The sequence below is a fragment of the Mycoplasma marinum genome, from assembly GCF_004335975.1.
Taxonomy (GTDB): Bacteria; Bacillota_I; Bacilli_A; order Mycoplasmatales; family Metamycoplasmataceae; genus Mycoplasma_K; species Mycoplasma_K marinum.
Window position 1 is genome coordinate 117,613 of the sequence record NZ_PSZO01000003.1, and the last position, 19,483, is coordinate 137,095.

General features: G+C 28.4%; 14 protein-coding genes, 2 tRNA genes and 2 riboswitches. Of the genes, 1 reads left to right on the forward strand and 15 read right to left on the reverse strand.

The window, feature by feature from the left end:
• Window positions 1-72 precede the first annotated feature (72 nt).
• Window positions 73-1,263 (forward strand): phosphopentomutase, encoded by a 1,191-nt coding sequence (locus C4B24_RS01340; RefSeq protein WP_131598612.1) that lies wholly within the window; start codon window positions 73-75, stop codon window positions 1,261-1,263.
• A gap of 372 nt (window positions 1,264-1,635) precedes the next feature.
• On the opposite strand, the gene C4B24_RS01345 is transcribed toward C4B24_RS01340, so the two are convergent.
• From C4B24_RS01345 to C4B24_RS01415, 15 genes are all read right to left on the reverse strand, one after another.
• A complete protein-coding gene (locus tag C4B24_RS01345) occupies window positions 1,636-2,439 on the reverse strand; it encodes a hypothetical protein (RefSeq protein ID WP_131598613.1) in 804 nt (267 codons plus the stop codon).
• A gap of 22 nt (window positions 2,440-2,461) precedes the next feature.
• Window positions 2,462-2,559, reverse strand: a riboswitch (purine riboswitch).
• Between the two features lie 96 nt (window positions 2,560-2,655).
• Window positions 2,656-4,956 (reverse strand): endopeptidase La, encoded by a 2,301-nt coding sequence (gene lon, locus C4B24_RS01350; protein ID WP_131598615.1) that lies wholly within the window; start codon window positions 4,954-4,956, stop codon window positions 2,656-2,658.
• Window positions 4,957-5,034: 78 nt separating this feature from the next.
• Window positions 5,035-5,715 (reverse strand): MPN527 family putative ECF transporter permease subunit, encoded by a 681-nt coding sequence (locus C4B24_RS01355; protein ID WP_131598617.1) that lies wholly within the window; start codon window positions 5,713-5,715, stop codon window positions 5,035-5,037.
• A 43-nt stretch (window positions 5,716-5,758) separates the two neighbouring features.
• A riboswitch (FMN riboswitch) is annotated at window positions 5,759-5,871 on the reverse strand.
• A gap of 37 nt (window positions 5,872-5,908) precedes the next feature.
• Window positions 5,909-6,514, reverse strand: a complete 606-nt coding sequence (locus C4B24_RS01360) for a DUF2188 domain-containing protein (RefSeq protein WP_131598619.1) — start codon at window positions 6,512-6,514, stop codon at window positions 5,909-5,911.
• A gap of 201 nt (window positions 6,515-6,715) precedes the next feature.
• Complete coding sequence (locus C4B24_RS01365; protein ID WP_168388305.1) at window positions 6,716-8,164, reverse strand: APC family permease; 1,449 nt, start codon at window positions 8,162-8,164, stop codon at window positions 6,716-6,718.
• A 134-nt stretch (window positions 8,165-8,298) separates the two neighbouring features.
• Window positions 8,299-8,751: an MAG3450 family membrane protein gene (locus tag C4B24_RS01370; RefSeq protein WP_131598623.1), complete on the reverse strand. Its 453-nt coding sequence runs from the start codon at window positions 8,749-8,751 to the stop codon at window positions 8,299-8,301.
• A gap of 27 nt (window positions 8,752-8,778) precedes the next feature.
• Complete coding sequence (gene uvrA, locus C4B24_RS01375; RefSeq protein ID WP_131598625.1) at window positions 8,779-11,610, reverse strand: excinuclease ABC subunit UvrA; 2,832 nt, start codon at window positions 11,608-11,610, stop codon at window positions 8,779-8,781.
• Between the two features lies 1 nt (window position 11,611).
• Window positions 11,612-13,573, reverse strand: a complete 1,962-nt coding sequence (gene uvrB, locus C4B24_RS01380; protein ID WP_131598627.1) for an excinuclease ABC subunit UvrB — start codon at window positions 13,571-13,573, stop codon at window positions 11,612-11,614.
• A gap of 15 nt (window positions 13,574-13,588) precedes the next feature.
• Window positions 13,589-15,268: a GIY-YIG nuclease family protein gene (locus tag C4B24_RS01385; protein ID WP_168388306.1), complete on the reverse strand. Its 1,680-nt coding sequence runs from the start codon at window positions 15,266-15,268 to the stop codon at window positions 13,589-13,591.
• Between the two features lie 69 nt (window positions 15,269-15,337).
• A tRNA-Lys gene (locus C4B24_RS01390) sits at window positions 15,338-15,413 on the reverse strand.
• A 3-nt stretch (window positions 15,414-15,416) separates the two neighbouring features.
• Window positions 15,417-15,503, reverse strand: a tRNA-Leu gene (locus C4B24_RS01395).
• 66 nt (window positions 15,504-15,569) lie between these two features.
• Window positions 15,570-17,105, reverse strand: a complete 1,536-nt coding sequence (gene metG / locus C4B24_RS01400) for a methionine--tRNA ligase (RefSeq protein ID WP_131598631.1) — start codon at window positions 17,103-17,105, stop codon at window positions 15,570-15,572.
• Window positions 17,092-17,874 (reverse strand): tRNA1(Val) (adenine(37)-N6)-methyltransferase, encoded by a 783-nt coding sequence (locus C4B24_RS01405; protein WP_131598633.1) that lies wholly within the window; start codon window positions 17,872-17,874, stop codon window positions 17,092-17,094. Before C4B24_RS01405 ends, metG begins: the two co-directional genes overlap by 14 nt.
• 169 nt (window positions 17,875-18,043) lie before the next feature.
• Window positions 18,044-19,036, reverse strand: coding sequence for a class-II aminoacyl-tRNA synthetase family protein (locus tag C4B24_RS01410; protein WP_131598635.1), 993 nt, complete (start codon window positions 19,034-19,036; stop codon window positions 18,044-18,046).
• Window positions 19,037-19,079: 43 nt separating this feature from the next.
• The coding region (locus tag C4B24_RS01415) for a hypothetical protein (protein WP_210725191.1) at window positions 19,080-19,483 on the reverse strand (404 nt) is incomplete at its 5' end.

The following is a 19,483-nucleotide window of genomic DNA, read 5'->3' on the forward strand; positions in this document are numbered from 1 at the left end:
TTCTAAAATTATTAATGATAATAACTATGTGTATATTATAATATAAATATCTAAAAAAAGAAAGGTAGAAACATGAAAAAATTTAATAGAGTATTTTTTATAGTAACGGACTCTTTAGGCATCGGCGATTGTCCTAGAGCAAAAGAATTTGGAGACAAAGGTGCAAACACGTTTGCTTCCATATCAAAAACAAGATTATTAAACATTCCAACTTGAAGAAAGATGGGAATTAATAACATAGTAAACTTGGAAGGAATGCCTCCCACAAAAACTCAAGATGCATATACATTAAGACTTATAGAATTGGGAAATGCAAAAGATACGCTTGCAGGACATTGAGAAATGATGGGTATTAAAACAACTGTACCATTCCCAACATTTACGGAAACAGGATTCCCACAAGAAATGCTTGACGAATTAACAAAAGCATTTGATGGCAGAGAAATAATAGGAAATAAAGCTGCTTCAGGAACTACTATAATTGAGGAGCTTGGAGAGCAAGAAATAAATGAAGGAAAAATTATCGTTTATACATCAGCGGATCCTGTGCTACAAATTTGTGGAAATGAAGAAACAATGGGATTAGAAACTTTGTATAGATATGGTAAAGCTGCAAGAGAAATTTGCAATTCAAGACCCGAATGAAATGTTGGTCGTATTATAGTTAGACCATATACTGGAACAAATAAATCAAACTTTGAAAGAACAGCTAATAGACATGACTATGCAGTTGAACCTGATCAAAGATTAGTTATGGATGATTTATCTTCAAAAGGAGTTAAAGTTACATCAATTGGAAAGATTAACGATATTTATTCTGGGCATGGAATTGATGAAGCAATTCATTCAATTTCAAATAATGATGGTATGGATAAACTAATTGACTTAGTTTCTAAAAAAACTGATGATCAATTTATTATGGTGAATTTAGTAGAATTTGATTCACATTATGGCCACAGAAGAAATATTGAAGGTTATGCAGAAGCATTAAATGACTTTGATATTAAGTTAACTAAACTTAAAAATGCTATGAAAGATGATGATCTATTAATAATAACTTCAGATCATGGTAACGATCCTTCATGACCAGGTTCTGACCATACAAGAGAAATGGTGCCTGGAACAATTTTCTCAAAATCATTTGAATCACCTAAAAAATTAGAAGATTCAAAAGGATTTGGAACACTTGGGAACGTTGTTGCTAAAAATTGAGATGTAGAAGAAACTGGTACTGGACAAGATATAACAAAAGACTTGATTTAAAAATTAAGAAACTATATTTAAATTAAATACATAAAGATAAAGTGAACTTCAAAATAAGCAGTTCATTTTTTATACCCAAATATTTAACCAAGAAGTAATGAATAAACACTTTTAAGAAATAAAAATTAAATTTCAAAAGAGTAAAAAGAGAGAAGGAGAAAAATTATTTTATAAATTCTAAAACTTCTTTTTTTTCCTTAGAGCTTTAAAGTATAGTTAATATAAAAATAAAATATTGTTTATAAATCTAAAAGTGACTAGTTTAGAAGAAAATATTTCGCTAATTTAATTTAGGGAAATATATAAAAAAACTTGTTTTTAAAAGTTTAAATATCAAGTTTAAAGAAGCAAAATAAAAAAAGCAAAATGCTTTTAAATAATTTTTTGATCTTTTATTCATCTTAATAATATATAGAAATCAATAACTGTAAATAATCCTGAAATTGCAACTAATGATAGTATTGGAACTCCGTGTTGAGTTTTCAATAAAACGTAATAAATAACAAATATAATATTGGCAATAGTTCAGAAAATAAATGTTCAAGTTCATCTAAATAAAACCATAACTACAATAGCAGCTGATGAAAATGCAAAGGCAATAATTCCTAGTCATTCCACTCAATCAATTGCTTCTCCTGGTACATTAGATCTAGCTGATAATTTATCGAAAATCATATAAAATGGGAATATAGTAATAGCTACAACCGATAAAGCAATAACCAACTCTATAGATAATAATTTTTTCTTTGCTGGAATTACATTCTCCTCAATATTTTGGAATTTTGCTAAACCTGATAAAGCGGACATTCCAAATACGAACATTTGTACAACTCCTGGACCCATAGAACTGGTATTACCAGTTGAAAATCCAGAATATCCAATCATTAATAGTCCCATACCAGTAAGTAGTGACCCCAATAATAAGAAGGGTAATTCTTGTTTCATTCTATGCATTCTATTCATAACAACTAGTGTTGAAATGAACGAAGCAATTAAAACTAATATTTGGCCAATTTGTGAAAATGGACTTTTTGTTCAATTTATAGATACTACAATGCCATCCTTAATATCAAAAATAGAAAAGAAAACCATCCCAACTAAAAATATAGAAACCATTACTCACTCAATTATACTTTGCTTTCTAAATAACTCTTTTCAGTACTCTTTTGTAAACATAAAATACTTCCTTTCTACCAAAAGAAAATAATTTTAAAAAGAATGTGACAATTTTAAGGTTTGTCGTAGAGACTCTCTTCCATATTAAGAGATTAATTTCTATTGGTTTAAAAATTATATATAAAAAAATGGGAAATAATCATTAAATTCAATTTCTCATGATTTTAATTAAAAATAAAAAAACAACAAGATAACCTTGTTGAAATATTAATTTAATTATGCAAATAGAACTTTGTATATTTCTGAGTATTTTGAAACAGGGTGAATTTCAAGTTTTGATTTAGACTCTTCAGGTAATTCAATAATATCTTTTTCATTTGCTTTTGGTATAAAAATTTGTTTGATCCCCATTCTTACAGCAGCAAGAGATTTTTCTTTCAATCCACCAATAGGAAGAACTTTACCTCTTAAAGTAATTTCACCTGTCATTGCTCAATCAGTTGAAACTCCTCTTTGTGATAAAGCAGAAATTAATGCAGTGGTAAATGTAACACCGGCTGATGGACCGTCTTTAGGAACTGCACCTTCAGGAACATGAATATGAATACTATTTTTCTCAAAATCAAAATTAATCCCGAATTTTTTAGCATTTGATTTTACAAAAGCAAGGGCAATTGCCGCTGATTCATTCATAACATCTCTAAGTTGACCAGTAATTCTTATTTCACCTTTTCCAGGGAATGTAGTTACTTCAACAGGCAATGTTGAACCACCATATTGCGTATATGCTAAACCTGTAACTTGACCGATAATAGGTTTTTTTTCTTTTTTATCATCGATAAATACTTTTTGACCAAGTAATTCAACCATTTTAGATTCAGTTATTGTAAAAGCACCTTGGAATTCTCCACGAATTTTCTTAACAACAATTTTACGCGCTAATTTATCAAGAACACGCTTCAACCCACGAACACCAGCTTCTAATGTATAGTGTTTTACAACTTTTTCAATCATTTTATCGCTTATTTTAAATTGTGATTTATTTAACCCATTCTCTTTAATAACTTTTGGAATTAAATGTTTTTTAGCAATCATAACTTTTTCCTTCATTGTGTATGAAGATAGATCGATAATTTCAACACGATCTAAAAGTGGCGCAGGAATATTTTCATAATAATTAGCTGTTGCTACGAACATAACTTTGGAAAGATCATATTCCAATTCCAAATAATGATCTTGGAATTTAGAGTTTTGTTCTGGATCTAATACCTCTAACATTGCAGATGTTGGATCACCTTTATAATCTGAAGCCATTTTATCAATCTCATCAAGAAGGATAACTGGGTTAGAAGTCTTAGCTTTATTAATAGCTTGTATTAACTTACCAGGCATTGAACCAACATATGTTCTCCTGTGACCTCTAATTTCAGCTTCATCTCTAACTCCACCAAGTGATACCTTGATAAATTCACGATCAACCGCTTCCGCAATTGATTTAGCAAGAGAAGTTTTACCTACACCAGGAGGACCAACTAAGGCAATAATTGGTGCAGTGCTAGAATTAGTATTAGCTTTAACAGCAAGATGTTCAATAATACGCTCTTTAACTTTTTTAAGTCCAAAATGACCTTCATCAAGAATTTCTTGAGCCTTATTAATATCAGATGAATCATCTGAATATGTTTTTCATGGTAATTTTATCAATCAGTCAATGTAAGATTTTGAAACATTAGCTTCAGCAGAAATTGGGGGCATTGCCTCATATTTTTGAATTTCTTCCAATATTTTTTCTTTAACTTCTTTTGGATATTTTTTATTTTCATTTGCTTGTTCTCTTCAAGTATCAATTTCTGAAGATTTAGAAGAAATGTCTCCAAGTTCTTCTTTAATAGCTTTCATTCTTTCTCTCAATAAATATTCTTTTTGTTGCTTGTCTAAAGTAGATCTAACATTTAAATCAAGATTTTGCTCAATTTCTAATATTTGAACTTCTTGTTCTAGAATTTGAACAACTGTTTCAAGACGTTCATTGATATTTATTAATGAAAGTATTTTAGCTTTTTTCTCAATTGATAAAGGCATATAATGTCCAACAACATCAGCTAATTCACCTGCTGAAATGCCATTTGCAAGTTCATGCAAAACATGTTTTGGCATGTTTATTAATTTACCAAGTGATTTTTCAATTTGAGATGATACTTGTCTAACAAGTACTTGTTCTCTTAATTCTTCTCCAGTTTCATCTTGCAATAACTCTACATCTGCATATAAAGCATTTTCAACATAAATTTTCTGAATTTTAGCTCTTGACAATCCAGTGACTTCAATCCTTTTTCCGCCACCTTCATAGTTTTCCTGAATTTCAATTGTTGCAAGTGTACCAATTTCAAAAATATCATCTATTTTTGTTACTTTATCAAGTGTCGCAGTTTTTTGTGAAACTATGATAATTTGACCTTCATTATTCATAATCGCATCATTAACAGCATTCAAAGACTCTGGTCTCCCTATTTCTATTATATTTTTATGACTTGGGAAATTAGCAATTCCCCTTGTTGCTAGTATTGGATATTTCATTTTTTTACCTCTCTCTCATATTTTTAAATTATAACATCTTATAATAAAATTAGCACTCTTATTTGCGAGTGCTAATTTTTAATCTCATGCTTCAGAATAATTTTTTGCGTGATTTCTTAATACCTTTGATAAGGGGAAATAAATTATAAATACTATTGAATATTTAATAATATTACCTGTAAAGTAAGCTGCGAATGTTCCAGCTCAATAATTATCAATATTAAAATAAACCATTTTTATGTATTGATATGTTTGTATTGATTTATTTAAACTGAATTTAAATCCACCCTTTTCTAAGACTGCAAAATATAGTGGTGTAAAGAAAATCTGATTTAATCCTGTTAATATTAATGAAGTTGTTACTAAAGTTGATAATAAAATTAATACCACCTTTAGATTATGTGACTTAATTTTATTAAATAATGATGAATATATATACATCAAAATTATAGTTACAATAGAACAAATCAATAAAATAAGATGTGAAACCATTGAAATTTGATTAAATCCACCCGACATCCCAACACCAACTATATATCTTACAAATAAAACTAAAATACCATATAGAGGTCCTGCAAAATAAAATATAGGTAATATAAAAAGTAAAGTTAAATTAACTTTAATAAATCCAAAACCCAAGGGCATAAACCGCTCTAAGTATTGAAATAAAATTACCAAACCTAAGAAAAGACCTGTAAAAACTATTTTATGTATTACACTCTTATGACTAGAAGCATGAAAAAGATTAGAATTTTTCATGTTTGTACTCTCCTTGTTGTGCGAGTCTTTCTAAATAATAAAGAATTCTTCTTTCCCATCTGGACTTTAACCATCGGTATTGGAATTAAACCAATTCAGCTTTCGCTCGCGGACTATAACCGCCGGTACAGATTTGCACTGTTCCCAAAAAGACTCAATTAAATTATAAATAAAAAAATAAGCATTATGCTTATTATTTAATTCAATTAATAAAAGTAATTTTTTCTTGTCAATCTAATACTAATAATATTGATATAGTAATAACCGCCAATAGGAATACAACTCCTAAAAACATAGCTATTTTTTTACCGATAGTTTTTTCATTTTTAACTTTAGATTTTTTGTCTTTATTAATTTTGTCTTCTTCAGATTTGTTTTTATCTAATTCTTTTTCATTTTCTTCGTTTTTTATTGCTTTCTCTTCTGCAATTTGTTTATCCAAAACTGCATTTTGTTTTTTCAATTCTTCGATTGTAATTTCTTTTGATAATTCTTCTTTTATTGGTGCAGAATTAGTTTTTTTAGTGATTAATTCTTTATTTGGTTTTGTTGTTTTTTTAGTTGATGTTGTTGATTTAGTAGTAGCAACTGGTGCCTTCTTGATTGTATTTCAAGCTGATGCTTTTCTAAATTTACCATCTCTACCTTGGATCATAATTGATGTTGTTGATTTCAAAGTTTTGGCATAATCAATTGCCTCTTTTTGTGTTTTGAAAACTCTTGTAGCTTTTTCAGCTTTAGCATTTTTAACGCATCACTTTTTATCCTCTATTCTTCTTGTAATATATTTAACTGCCATTGTAATTGATTCCCCTTTTGCTTTTATTTCAAATTGTTTAGTAGTTGAATGCAATTTAATTCTAACAAAAAAACTTTTTTTAACAAAAAAGTAAATCAAGTTTTTTTATTAATTATTATTGAATATTAATATTCACTATTAGAAATTTCAACATTTATGTGCAAAAAAATAAATGCTCGTTTAAAAGCATATATTATAATTTTAATTCAATTTTTTTTGAGTTTTCAATTTATTATTTTTAATTTTTTTGTTAACCTTCTCAATTATTAAGGGTATACAAGAAATTATAATGGTAGCAATTAAAACAATAAATGTTGTTGTTGCCTTACCAATACCCGCTTTATTAAATCCAGTCATATCAACAATTGAAGCAACAATCATATAAATACCTGGGATAGTTGTAAGTATTATTGAAATAATCGCTGATGGTATGAATATTTTAGACTTTTTAACTTTAATTTTATTAGTCTTTCTATTTACTAATGCACCCATTATTGCAAATGAAATCATAAGGAATACAAGTAAAGAGGTTCAATTTGTAAGTAAGTCTGTTAATTCAGAAATACCCTCCACTTTATTCTGTGTAGGTCAAACAAATGCGCCAACAAAGAAAATAATAATTATAAATATGAAAGAAAATATCATCAAAATATTAAATCCAGGAGTCGTACCCCTTAATGTTATTTTTCCAATTCTTTTTTCTTTTGTTTTTATTTTCTTAAAGAAAGACGAAAAAGCAAAATCATCTGTCTCAATATATTCATCATAAATATTATAAGTCCCTAATGAAAATCCATTTATAACACCCAATATAGCAACAAATATAAAAGTATCCATTACCATTTTAAATGCTTTATTGGAATAAACATTTTTTGCACCATCTTCAGATCCAATTAGTACACCAGCAGTTATTAATAAATACATAGAAGTAATGGCACCAATACCTATTGCAATTGCCAAAGGCATTAGTTTTGGTTTTTTCATTTTACTTTTTAAAGAAGTAACTGTATAAAATCCATCATAAGCGAAAAATATAGCAGGAATCGCAGCAATTACACCTAAATATGGTGATATACCAGTTAAACCAGTTGTTACAGATGTGACCGAAACATTATTAGAGTCTAAATTTAAAAAACCAAATAAAGGTATGAATAATATAGGTATAAATTTAACTAATGTGAATATCCATTGTAGTGAGCTACCAAATTTTAAACTAAAGAATGAAACGGCACCAAATCAAATCATAAAAGAAGTTGCGACCAGTAACATTTGTCACCAATTAGCAGTTCATCCAGTTGCATCTTCTAATGATAAAATACCATAAACGGGAAGTGTTGCAAATGTAAGGGGAAAATATAAAATCAACATATAACCCTTTGATCATTTAAACATTCAATTTGGGGTGAACTTTTCCATCCAACCAAGAATACCCTTATCCCTATCTTGTGTTGAAGTAATTTCCATTAATGCAAGCCCAATTGCAAGAATACCTATGGCTGCAACAATCCAACAAGAAATTGCTAAACCAATACTCCCATGGGTATTTTCTAAAATTGATTTATTCTTAAAGAATATACCAGCACCAATAGAACTACCAACTATAGTTATAATAACTGATAGGAAACCTATTTTTTCTTTATTTTTAGACATAACACTCCTTTTCTTCATACAAAACTATAATAAAATTCTACCTTAAAAGTTAACTTTCTAAGTTTATATAAATCTATCATTAATTTCATAAAAAAATCAAAAAGATATTACAAAACAAAAAAACAACTAATGTTTTAGTGCTTATTATTATTTTTAATTGCCAAATTTTCAATATATCTTACAGTAATCATATTAACTGGAAGTGCGGTAAAAATCATACCAATTGCAATTAGTGCCCTACCTCAAATAACAACGTCTTGAGATAACATTATCGCCATCAAAACAATAGCAACAGGAACGGTAAAATTTAATGTATCAATCCATATTAATCTAATCCATATTAGAAAAATAGAAATCAATATAGAATAAAAAATAAAACCTATTGCAACTCCTCAAAGTTCTCCAGTAGTTAAAAGTTGTTTATTACCAAAGTCTTTTGAAAGAAAAACCCACATAACCATAGCAGGAACCAAAATAAATACAAAAGTTACTAAAGTTTGTGTCCAACCACCAGTTCTTTTAAGTGTTATATCAAACTCTTGTTTTGGATAATATTGATCTTTTTTATCGTTATTTTTTTTAGCCATGTATAAATGATAACAAAAAGAAGGGTATTAACCTTCTAATTTGAGTATTTTTTTAAGATAGAAACCTGTTTTAGAGTTTTCTTTTAAAGCAACTTGCTCAGGAGTTCCTGTAGCAATAATATCACCGCCATTAATCCCACCTTCAGGACCAAGATCTATTACGTAATCAGCAGTTTTGATAACATCTAAATTATGCTCAATCATTAAAACAGTATCCCCACCTTCAACAATTCTATTAAGAACTTTTAATAAGTGTTTAACATCGTAAGAATGTAGACCTGTAGTAGGTTCATCAAGTATGAAAAGTGTCTTTCCAGTTGGTTTCTTTTGTAAATATGTTGCCAATTTAACTCTTTGTGCTTCCCCACCTGAAAGAGTGGTTGCATTTTGGCCAAGAGTTATATAGTTTAAACCAACATCCATAAGTGCTTGTAATTTAGTTTTTATTTTTGTGAACGAAGAGAAAAATAAATATGCTTCAGAAACTCTCATGTTTAATATATCTGAAATATTTTTACCCTTAAATTTTACCTCAAGAGTTTCCCTATTAAATCTTTTACCATCACAATGATTACATATTATAGAAACGTCTGGTAAAAAGTGCATTTCTATTTTAATTAAACCATCACCGCGACATTTATCACATCTACCTCCATCAACATTAAATGAAAATCTACCTTTGGAATAACCTCTAGCTTTAGCTTCTGGAGCCATTGAATACAATTCTCTAACATCGTCGAATAAAGAAGTATACGTAGCTGGATTTGACCTAGGGGTTCTACCTATTGGTGATTGCGAAATTCTAATAACTTTATCTATATTAGAATTACCTGAAATACTTTTGAATTTTCCAGGAATTATTAATGGGTCTTTTATTTTTTGTTCAAGAGCCTTTGAAAGGACTTCATTAACTAATGTAGATTTACCTGAACCAGAAACACCAGTTACAACAATTAACTTGCCCAAAGGAAATTTAACATTAATATTTTTAAGGTTATTTTCTTTAACGCCTTTTAATTCAATAACTTGACCATTTCCTGATCTTCTAGTTGTGGGTATTTCAATACTTTCTTTACCAGAAAGGAATAAACCTGTAATCGATTCTTTGTTTTTAGTTATTTCTTCCAAAGTCCCTGCTGCAACAACATTTCCTCCAGCATCACCGGCAAGAGGTCCAATATCTACGATATAATCAGCCTCCCTTATTGTATCTTCATCATGTTCAACAACAATTAATGTATTACCAATATCCACCATCTTTTTAAGTGTCTTAATTAATTTATCGTTATCAACTTGATGCAATCCAATAGAGGGCTCATCAAGAACATATAAAACACCAGTTAAGTTAGAACCAATTTGAGTAGCTAATCTTATCCTTTGCGATTCACCTCCAGAAAGTGTTCCAGCTTTTCTATCTAAAGAAATATAAGTAAGTCCCACATTTATTAAAAATGAAAGCCTTTCATATAATTCATTGATAATTAATTCTGAAACTTTTTGTTGTTCGTCATTTAATTTTAATGTAGTAACTTTATGGAAAGCTTGATCTATTGGCATTTGTGTAAATTCATTAATATTTAATTCATCAACTTTCATTGAAAGTGCAAATTTATTTAATCTAGCACCTTTACAAGTTCCACATTTAACATCTTTCATATAAGACTTATATCATTTCCTATTTTTTTCAGAAGTTGTTTCTCTATATCTTCTCTCAATTAATGCAGCAACTCCTTCAATAGGTTCAAATTTCTTAAAAACAGTTCCTGTTCTAGTGACAATTGTATACTCAATAGGTTCTTCCGTACCATAAAGTGCAATTTCTAATTCTTCCTTTGACAAGTTTTCAATTGGAATATCCATATTAATTCCATGATGATTTAAAAGACTACTGAATTTCATTCATTCAATATTTTCAGAACCAACTAAATTAGCAAAATAAACTATTCCACCTTCAGATATTGCTCTTTTAGAATCTGGTATCAATAATTTTTTATTAACCTTTAATTTAATACCAATACCCTTACAAGAATCACACATTCCTGCGGGCGCATTAAATGAAAATAATCTTGGTTCTATTAATGGCATATCAAAATCTCCGCTTGGACAAGAAAAATTCCTTGAAAAAGAAACCCTCTTTTCTTGATCAAACCCTACTTCAATTATTCCTGATGCATGTTCAAGAGCAATTTCAACTGCATCTGAAATTCTAGTCCTATTTTCTTCATTCAAGACAATTCTATCAACAACTATTGAAATGCTATGTTGTTGTGTTTTATTTAATTCTATTTTGTCGTCAAGAGTCATCATTTTTCCATCTACTTCAACCCTTACAAAACCATCAGTTCTTAATGATTCTAAAAGATTAGCATGAGTACCTTTTTCTTTTATTGCAACCGGGGAATAAATTATAAGTTTTGTTCCTTCTTTATGTTTAAAGATTGTATTAATTATATCTTGTGTTCTTTGGGCAGAAATTGGTTTTTTATGTTTTGGACAATAAGGAACTCCAACTCTTGCATATAACAAACGCAAATAGTCATAAATTTCAGTAACTGTTCCAACTGTTGACCTCGGGTTATTATGAGTTGTTTTTTGTTCTATTGAAATAGCTGGAGAAAGCCCTTCTATGGATTCAACATCAGGTTTATTTGTCCCTCCTAAAAACTGTCTCGCATATGATGAGAGAGAATCAACATATCTACGTCTTCCTTCTTCATAAATGGTATTAAAAGCCAAAGAAGATTTACCTGAACCAGAAACACCTGTAAATACTATTAATTTTTCCTTGGGAATTTCAACATTAACATCTTTAAGATTATTTTCATTAGCCCCTTTAATTTTTATAAATTTTTTACTCACATTAACTACCTTTCATTTCTATTATTACATCTCTTAATTTTGCAGCTTTTTCAAATTCCAAGGATTTAGAAGCTTCTAACATTTGTCTTCTTAAATCATCGATAATTTCTTCTAAAACCTTCTTGCTCTTACCTTCTTTTTGATAAAGTTCAATAGCACCTCTAACATCTTCTCCATTTAATGGATCTGCTATTTCTTTTATTATAGTCTTTGGTGTTATATTATTTTTTATATTATATTTATGTTGAATTTCTCTACGACGGCTTGTTTCCTTTAGTGCAATTTCCATAGAACGGGATATTTTATCAGCGTAAAATATTACTCTACCATTTACATTTCTAGCAGCTCTACCTGCAATTTGTATCAATGATTTCGATGTTCTCATAAATGATTCAACATCAGCATCTATAACAAGTATGAGCGAAACTTCTGGTATGTCAATACCTTCTCTTAGCAAGTTAATTCCAACAACAACATCATATATACCTTTTCTTAATTTTCTTAGCACCTCAGCTCTTTCAAATGTTTTGAGTTCATTATGTATGTAAGTTGCCTTTATACCTTTTTCCTGAAAGTATCTTGTTAATTCCTCAGCCATTCTTATTGTTGTAGTAAGAACGAATGTCCTCTCTTTTTTATCAATTTGATTAGTAATCCTATCATACATATCTTCAATTTGATTTAATTTAGGTTGAACTTCAATTATTGGATCAAGTAATCCGGTTGGTCTTATTATTTGTTGAACAACAACCCCATTAGCTTTATCAATTTCAAAATCATTTGGGGTAGCAGAAACAAAAATCTTTTGAAATGGTAATTTTTGAAATTCTTCAAAATTTAAAGGCCTGTTTTCAAGTGCTGATGGCAATCTAAAGCCATAGTCCACAAGAGTTTGTTTTCTTGCTCTATCTGCATTAAACATACCCTTAACTTGAGGTATCATCATATGTGATTCATCAATAATTATTATCGTATCCTTTGGGACATAATTGAAAATAGTATATGGTAAATCTCCAGGACTTCTCCCATCCATATATAGTGAATAATTTTCTATTCCTGGGCATATTCCAAATTCTTCCAAATGTTCTAAGTCTTGTTTAACCCTCTCAGAAAGCCTTTGGGCTTCAAGAAATTTATTATTAATTTCAAAATATTTAACTCTTTCTTCCATTTCTTTCCTAATTTTTGAAATAGCTCTTTTAACAGTATCTCTATTAGTTGTATATGTATCAGCAGGAAATATCGTTGCTGTATTAACTTTTTTAATAACCTTACCGCTCAATGAATCAATATGAGCAATTTCCTCAATATCATCACCAAATAAATCTACTCTAATATAAAAATCTTGAGTCCAACCAGGTGATATCTCAATAACATCCCCTTTTGCTCTAAAGTTTCCAGGTTTAAGTTCAATATTGTTACGTGAATAATTACGTAAAACTAAATCTTGTAATAATTTTTTTCTAGTTATTTTTTGACCTTGAGAAATTATGTAAAACATTGACTTGTATTCTTTCGGATTCAAAGCACCATAAATAGATGCAACAGATGCAACAACTATTGTATCTTTTGAAGTTAAAAAAGAATTTAATGATGACATTCTCATTGCATCAAGATCTCAATTTGACTTAGAAGTTTTATCAACAAAAGTGTCAGATGTTGGTAAGTATGCTTCAGGACGATAATAATCAAAGTGAGAAACGAAATATTCAACCTTATTTTCCGGAAAGAAAGTTTTTATCTCCGAATATAATTGTGCAGCTAACGTTTTATTGTGAGAAAGAATGATGGCGGGTCTATTTACTTGATTTAAAACATTAGCAATGGTAAATGTTTTACCAGAGCCTGTTACACCAAGTAAAACTTGGGAATCAATATTATTATTAATACCTTTGACTAACTCTTTAATAGCTTTGGGTTGATCACCAGCTGGTTTATAATTTAATTTAATTTTCAAATCCATTTATATCTCCTTTCCTTATTTATTTTTATAATTTTGTCTTATCGCTTTCGCAACTTTACTTGAGACTATTTTTTGTAATTCTTCTTCACTAGCATTGTAAATATTTGCATAAGTTTTAAAGTGACCTATTAATTTTTCAATTGCCTTTGGACCAACACCTTTAATGGTTTCTAAAGAACCTAATAAAGTACCTTTTAGACCTCTACTTCTATATTGCATTTTAGCAAATCTATCAACTTCTGCTTGCATACCCCTCAAAAAATTTAGTAAATCTTCTTCTTCAATTGATTCTTCAATGCCATCTAAATTTATCAATGATTTAGTTATGTGTTTTTTATTCTTAACTAAACCAATTACTTTTAACTCAATTTCAAGTTTATGAATTATCTTTTTAACCTCATTAACCTGTGCAACTCCTCCATCAACTATAAATAAATCAGGTATAGGATTTTCTTCCTTAGAAAAATACCTTGTTACAGATTGGCGCATATATTCAACATCAGCCTTCCTTGTCCCAATATCAAGATTATATTTTTTATATTCTTGTTTTCGTTTCCTACCATCTCTATAAGAAATAATTGCTGATACAGGATTTTGATTAGCTAAATTAGAGTTGTCAACCATTAAAATATGTTTTGGTTTTTCCATTTTTAATAATTTACCTAATTTTTCAATTGCCCCCATAGTTAATTCAATACTTCTTTTATATTTCCTTAATTTTTCTTCTTTATTATTTTTTGCATTAATTTCTGAAATTTCCAACATTTTCTTATAGCTACCTTTTTCTGGAATAAGTACTCTAAATTTTTGATTAAATTCTGATGAGAATTCTTCTTTAATAACAACTTCATCAGGTATTAAGTTTTTTTCATAATATTGAGCTATAAATTGTGAAATTGTATTTTTCTCATCATCCATAATTTCTAATATATGATTATCCAAAGATAGTAAAGAACCGTTTCTATAAAACATCATGCATATAAATAAAAATTGTTCATGTTTTATAATACCAAATACATCAATATTTTTATTATTAGCTAATTCAACAACTTGTTTTTCTTCGTAAAGATTTAACGCAATTAATGATTCTTTATATTCTTGTGCAAGCTCAAATAATTCATTTTTTGCTGCTGAATACATTTTTGTTTCAAGTTCTTTTTTAAAAAAATCATTATTTGATGAAAGAATTTTCTTTATTTTTTTATATTTATTTTCCCAAAATAACAATTCCGTATTTTTTATAGGCAAACCATTTTCATATAATGCTTCTCTTTGTAATGTTTTAAATAATTCACGTGAATTTGTTCCAGTGGGCAAAGGACCAAAATAAAATGCTTGATCTTTTGCTATGTGTCTAACCATTGAAATATTTAATTTCTTAGCAAGTTTAACTTTTATGTATGGATACCTCTTATCATCTATAAATTGTATATTGTAATATGGAGAGTGCTCCTTTATTAAGTTTCTTTCTAGTATTCAAGCTTCTTTCTCATTTTTTGTAATAATGAATTCAAAAGAATTGGCCTCTTCAATCATTTTATGAGTTTTAAATGAATTAATAGAACCTTTCATATACTGATTTATTCTATTTTTTAAATTCTTGGCCTTACCAATATAAATTATCTTATCATATTTATTTTTATATAAATATACACCTGGACTTTTGGGTATATTTTCAATGTTTCAATTTATCATAATAAAATTATATATGTTTCAATTCCACATTTGAAAAAAGGATAAAAAAAACATCCTATTAGGATGATATGGTACGCCCTAGAAGATTCGAACTTCTGACCCAATGGTTAAAAGCCATTTGCTCTACCAACTGAGCTAAGGGCACGTATGGTGCCCAGGACTGGACTTGAACCAGCACAGTATTGCTACCGGGGGATTTTAAGTCCCCTGCGTCTACCAATTTCGCCACCTGGGCAGGTGAAAACAATTTATATTGCTTTATTATTTTAACAAAAAAATAGCTTAATGAACTATCTTTTTTTTATTTTATTCTTTGAAATAGAACTTCACCCTTTTTTACTAGTGTTTTATCGAATTTTTTAAAGTTATCTATTTGCTCAAAAGATAACTCTTTTAATTGCAATTGTTCAAGTGCTTTAGCAGCTTTTTTAGGTATAACCACTGACAGAAAAGTTGCAACCGCATAAATACCATTTTGCAAAATTAGCAAAATTTGACCAAGTCTATCTTTATCTTCTTTTAGTTTTCATGGTGCTGTTTTATCAACAAATCCATTCAATGATTTAGAAAGTTTATTTGCAACTTCAAAAGCCTTGCTTAAATTAAAGTCATCGAAATATTTAATATATTCTTCTTTAGAAGATTTAATTAAGTTTAATATTTCTAAATCAATTTCTAATTCAGGTTCCTTGAAAATAATTGGTTTATCAAATGATTGGAGTGTCATTGCGACAGTACGAGAAAGTAAGTTACCAAAATTATTTGCTAAATTTGCGTTATATGAATTTTTAAGTATTTCCCTATCAAAAACACCATCTTGACCCATTGAAATTTGTGATACCAAGAAATATTTTAGTGTCTCAGCTCCATATTCCTCAATCAATTCTAAAGGATCAATTACATTACCTTTTGACTTAGACATTTTACCTTCAGGAGTAATAATTCAACCATGAGAAAGTATAGTTGTTGGTTGTGGTATTTTTAGTGCCTTAAGAATAATAGGTCAATAAATACAATGAAATCTTGTTATTTCTTTACCGACTAAATGTACTTTTTCATCTCCATTTACTCAATATTTATTGTATTCTTCCTCATTTTCCGTAGCATAACCTAATGTATTAATATAATTAGTTAATGCATCCAATCAAACATAAATAACATGCTTAGGATCTTCTTTAACGCTTACACCCCAAGAAAATGATGTCCTTGTTACAGAAAGATCTTCCAAACCTTTCTCAATAAAATTACTTCTTAATTCTTTTATTATTTTATTTGGCCTAACAAAATTAGGTTTATCAAATTGCTTATCTAATCAATCAGAAAATAAAGAAATCTTCAAGAAATAAGATTCTTCTTCTACTTCTTCTAATTTATGACCAGATGTTGGGTGGAAATATTCTCCTTCTTTTTCATCAGCTTGTGTCTTAGTGAAAAATTCTTCATCTTGAATTGAATAAAGACCTTTATAAGAACCTTTATATATAATGTTTTCATTCAGTAATTTTGTAAAAATTTTCTGAACTGACTCCTCATGAGATTTATTTGTTGTTCTTGAATAATAATCAAAATCAATTTCAATTTTATTTCAAAGTTCTTGAAAAATTCCTGACATATTATCAACATATTGTTGTTCAGATATTTTATTTTCCAAGGCTTTTTGTTGTATTTTTTGACCATGTTCATCTGCTCCAGTTAAAAGCTTTGCATCATATCCACGCAATTTTTTATAATTTCTGATTGTCCATGCAATTGATGTTGTATATGCATGACCAATATGTAATTTACCAGATGGGTAAAAAATGGGTGTTGTTATGTAAAATGTTTTATTTTTTGGCATTGTTTCTTCCTCCTACTTTCATTGGTTTGTAAAGTTCCTTAACTTCTTCTCTATATGCGTGTTCATCTTTGTTTAGTGTGTGCAAGTATATGTTTGGTAAATGGTGTGTTCCTCACCCAACTTGAAATCTACCTTCAACAAGTACAAGGTTTGATTTTTGATCCTCTCTTGGATGAATCATTTGAATTCTTTTAGGTTCAAAATTATATTTTCTCATCAAAACCAGTATATCAACTAATCTTTCAGTTGGTTCAACTATTGCAAGATAACCCTTTTGTTTGATTATTTTAGAAGAGCCGCTAATAACTTCTTCAAGAGTTAGCATAAGCTCATGAGTTGCAATTAATTTTTCCTTAGACCCTTTATTTTTAAGTGATGCTTTCACTTTATAAAATGGAGGATTGCATACAATTGCATCATATTTTTGACTTTGATTCTTACAATGTTCTCTATAAAAATCATCAAAATCGCCATGAATCAAATTTATTTGATCACTTTTTTTATTTAATTTAATATTTTTTTCCGCAAGTTTAATAGCTTTTTCTTGTATTTCTAATGCATCAATTTTAATTTTTTCTGATCTAGCTGAAACAAATATTGAGAGTGCCCCGTTATTCGTTCCAATTTCCAAAATATTTTTTACTCTTGAGTTAATTGTTAAAAAATTACCAAGTAAAATTGTATCTACTGAATAATTAAACATACTCTTATCCTGATATACATACAAATCAGAATCATAACCCAATGAATTTTTAACTACTTTTTCCATCAACTTCCTTTCTAAAAAAATAAAAGCCCATATTGGGGGTCAACGTACCACCCCAATCGGACTTCTTTATTCGTATGGTGAATACCCCGTTAAGCTATTTGGTTCATAACCTCCAAAATTATTGCTTTATATTATTAAAATAATTATACAAAAAAAATAGTATTTATAATTAAATAAAGTTAATTTTATCCTTTGCAGCATTTTTTCTAACTTTAAGACTTTCAACATTTGCTTGAACTTCTCCAATATGGCCTTTACCAAGCAATGCCATATATAGTTGTGATTTATGAATTTTAATTTCAATAATCTGTGGTTGCGGTGATTCTATCAGTTCCTTATAAAAAGATGAATTCATATGTTCTTTTAAAGAAAACATATTCATTTGATCTGATAATGTTATACCACTTGCATAAAAAGAAATATCAGCAACATGCAAGGGCAAATAATTAACTCTATCATTAATGATTATTGTATTTTGTTTATTTAAATCATATATTTGAGGAGGTTTAGGTCGTTGAACTTTACCTTGAAGTGTCCTTACTCCCGGTTTATTTAAAATAAAACCAGAATATTCAGAGAGGATTTCTTGTTCTTTTTGTTCGGGAGATAACTTTGGCATTTCATTTTCCAATAATTGTGTTTCAATAGTGGGTAAATATTTAGGAATAATATTTTCAATATCAAATATTTTTTTTAATTTAATTGCAATTTTCTCAATAATATTAACAAATCTTTTTGTGGCTTTTTTTAAGAATTCTTCTTTATTAATATTTTCTAAAACAAATGTAAAGCATAACTCATCTCTAACTAATGAATTTACATTACTAATAGTTTCATCTCTTCAAATTACATAACCTTCAGTTTGAATTGCTAATCCTGGCTTGGCTTCTAACTTATTTAACATTAACCTTCTTCAATTGGCATAATGCAATGGCAAAACAGCAATATCATACTTATCACCGAAATCAAAAAATATTTTTCTTGTGAAATTATCTATTGGTAATGGCAAATCAGAATCTTCCCTAAAAAATGCGGGAAGTTCAATTTTTATCATTTCAATATTTTTCTTATATTCATCAACCATCATTTCATTAATTAAAGAAATTGCCTTTAAGGTATTAGGCATTGATAATTTAGGTGTGTATGTAGAATTTATTTTCATAAAAAAATTATAAAATAAAACTTACCATTTGGTAAGTCAAAAATTATTTTTTTATTCTTCTTCTAATTATTAATATTAATCCTAAAGTTGAGATTACACCCAATATAGATAATATACTCATTAAAATGTCTTTATTTAATTGGTTATCGTCAATAATGGCATTTTTCATAATCTTAAAAGGAGAAATAGTTGAATTTTTTGTTTCAAGTGATATTGCAATTTTTACTCTATTATTTTTTAATTTATTAATATTAATTTTAATATTTGAGTTTTTTATTTCTCTTAAATCAATTCCGAAAATATTTTTGAATTCATCAATCGAAATAAATCCATCATTAATTTCATCCATTTTACTTTTACTTATTATCATGTCATCTAGTTTTGAAGTCTTTTGAATAATTTTTTCTTTATTTTGCATATGAACTTTATTAGCATCAATAGATACAT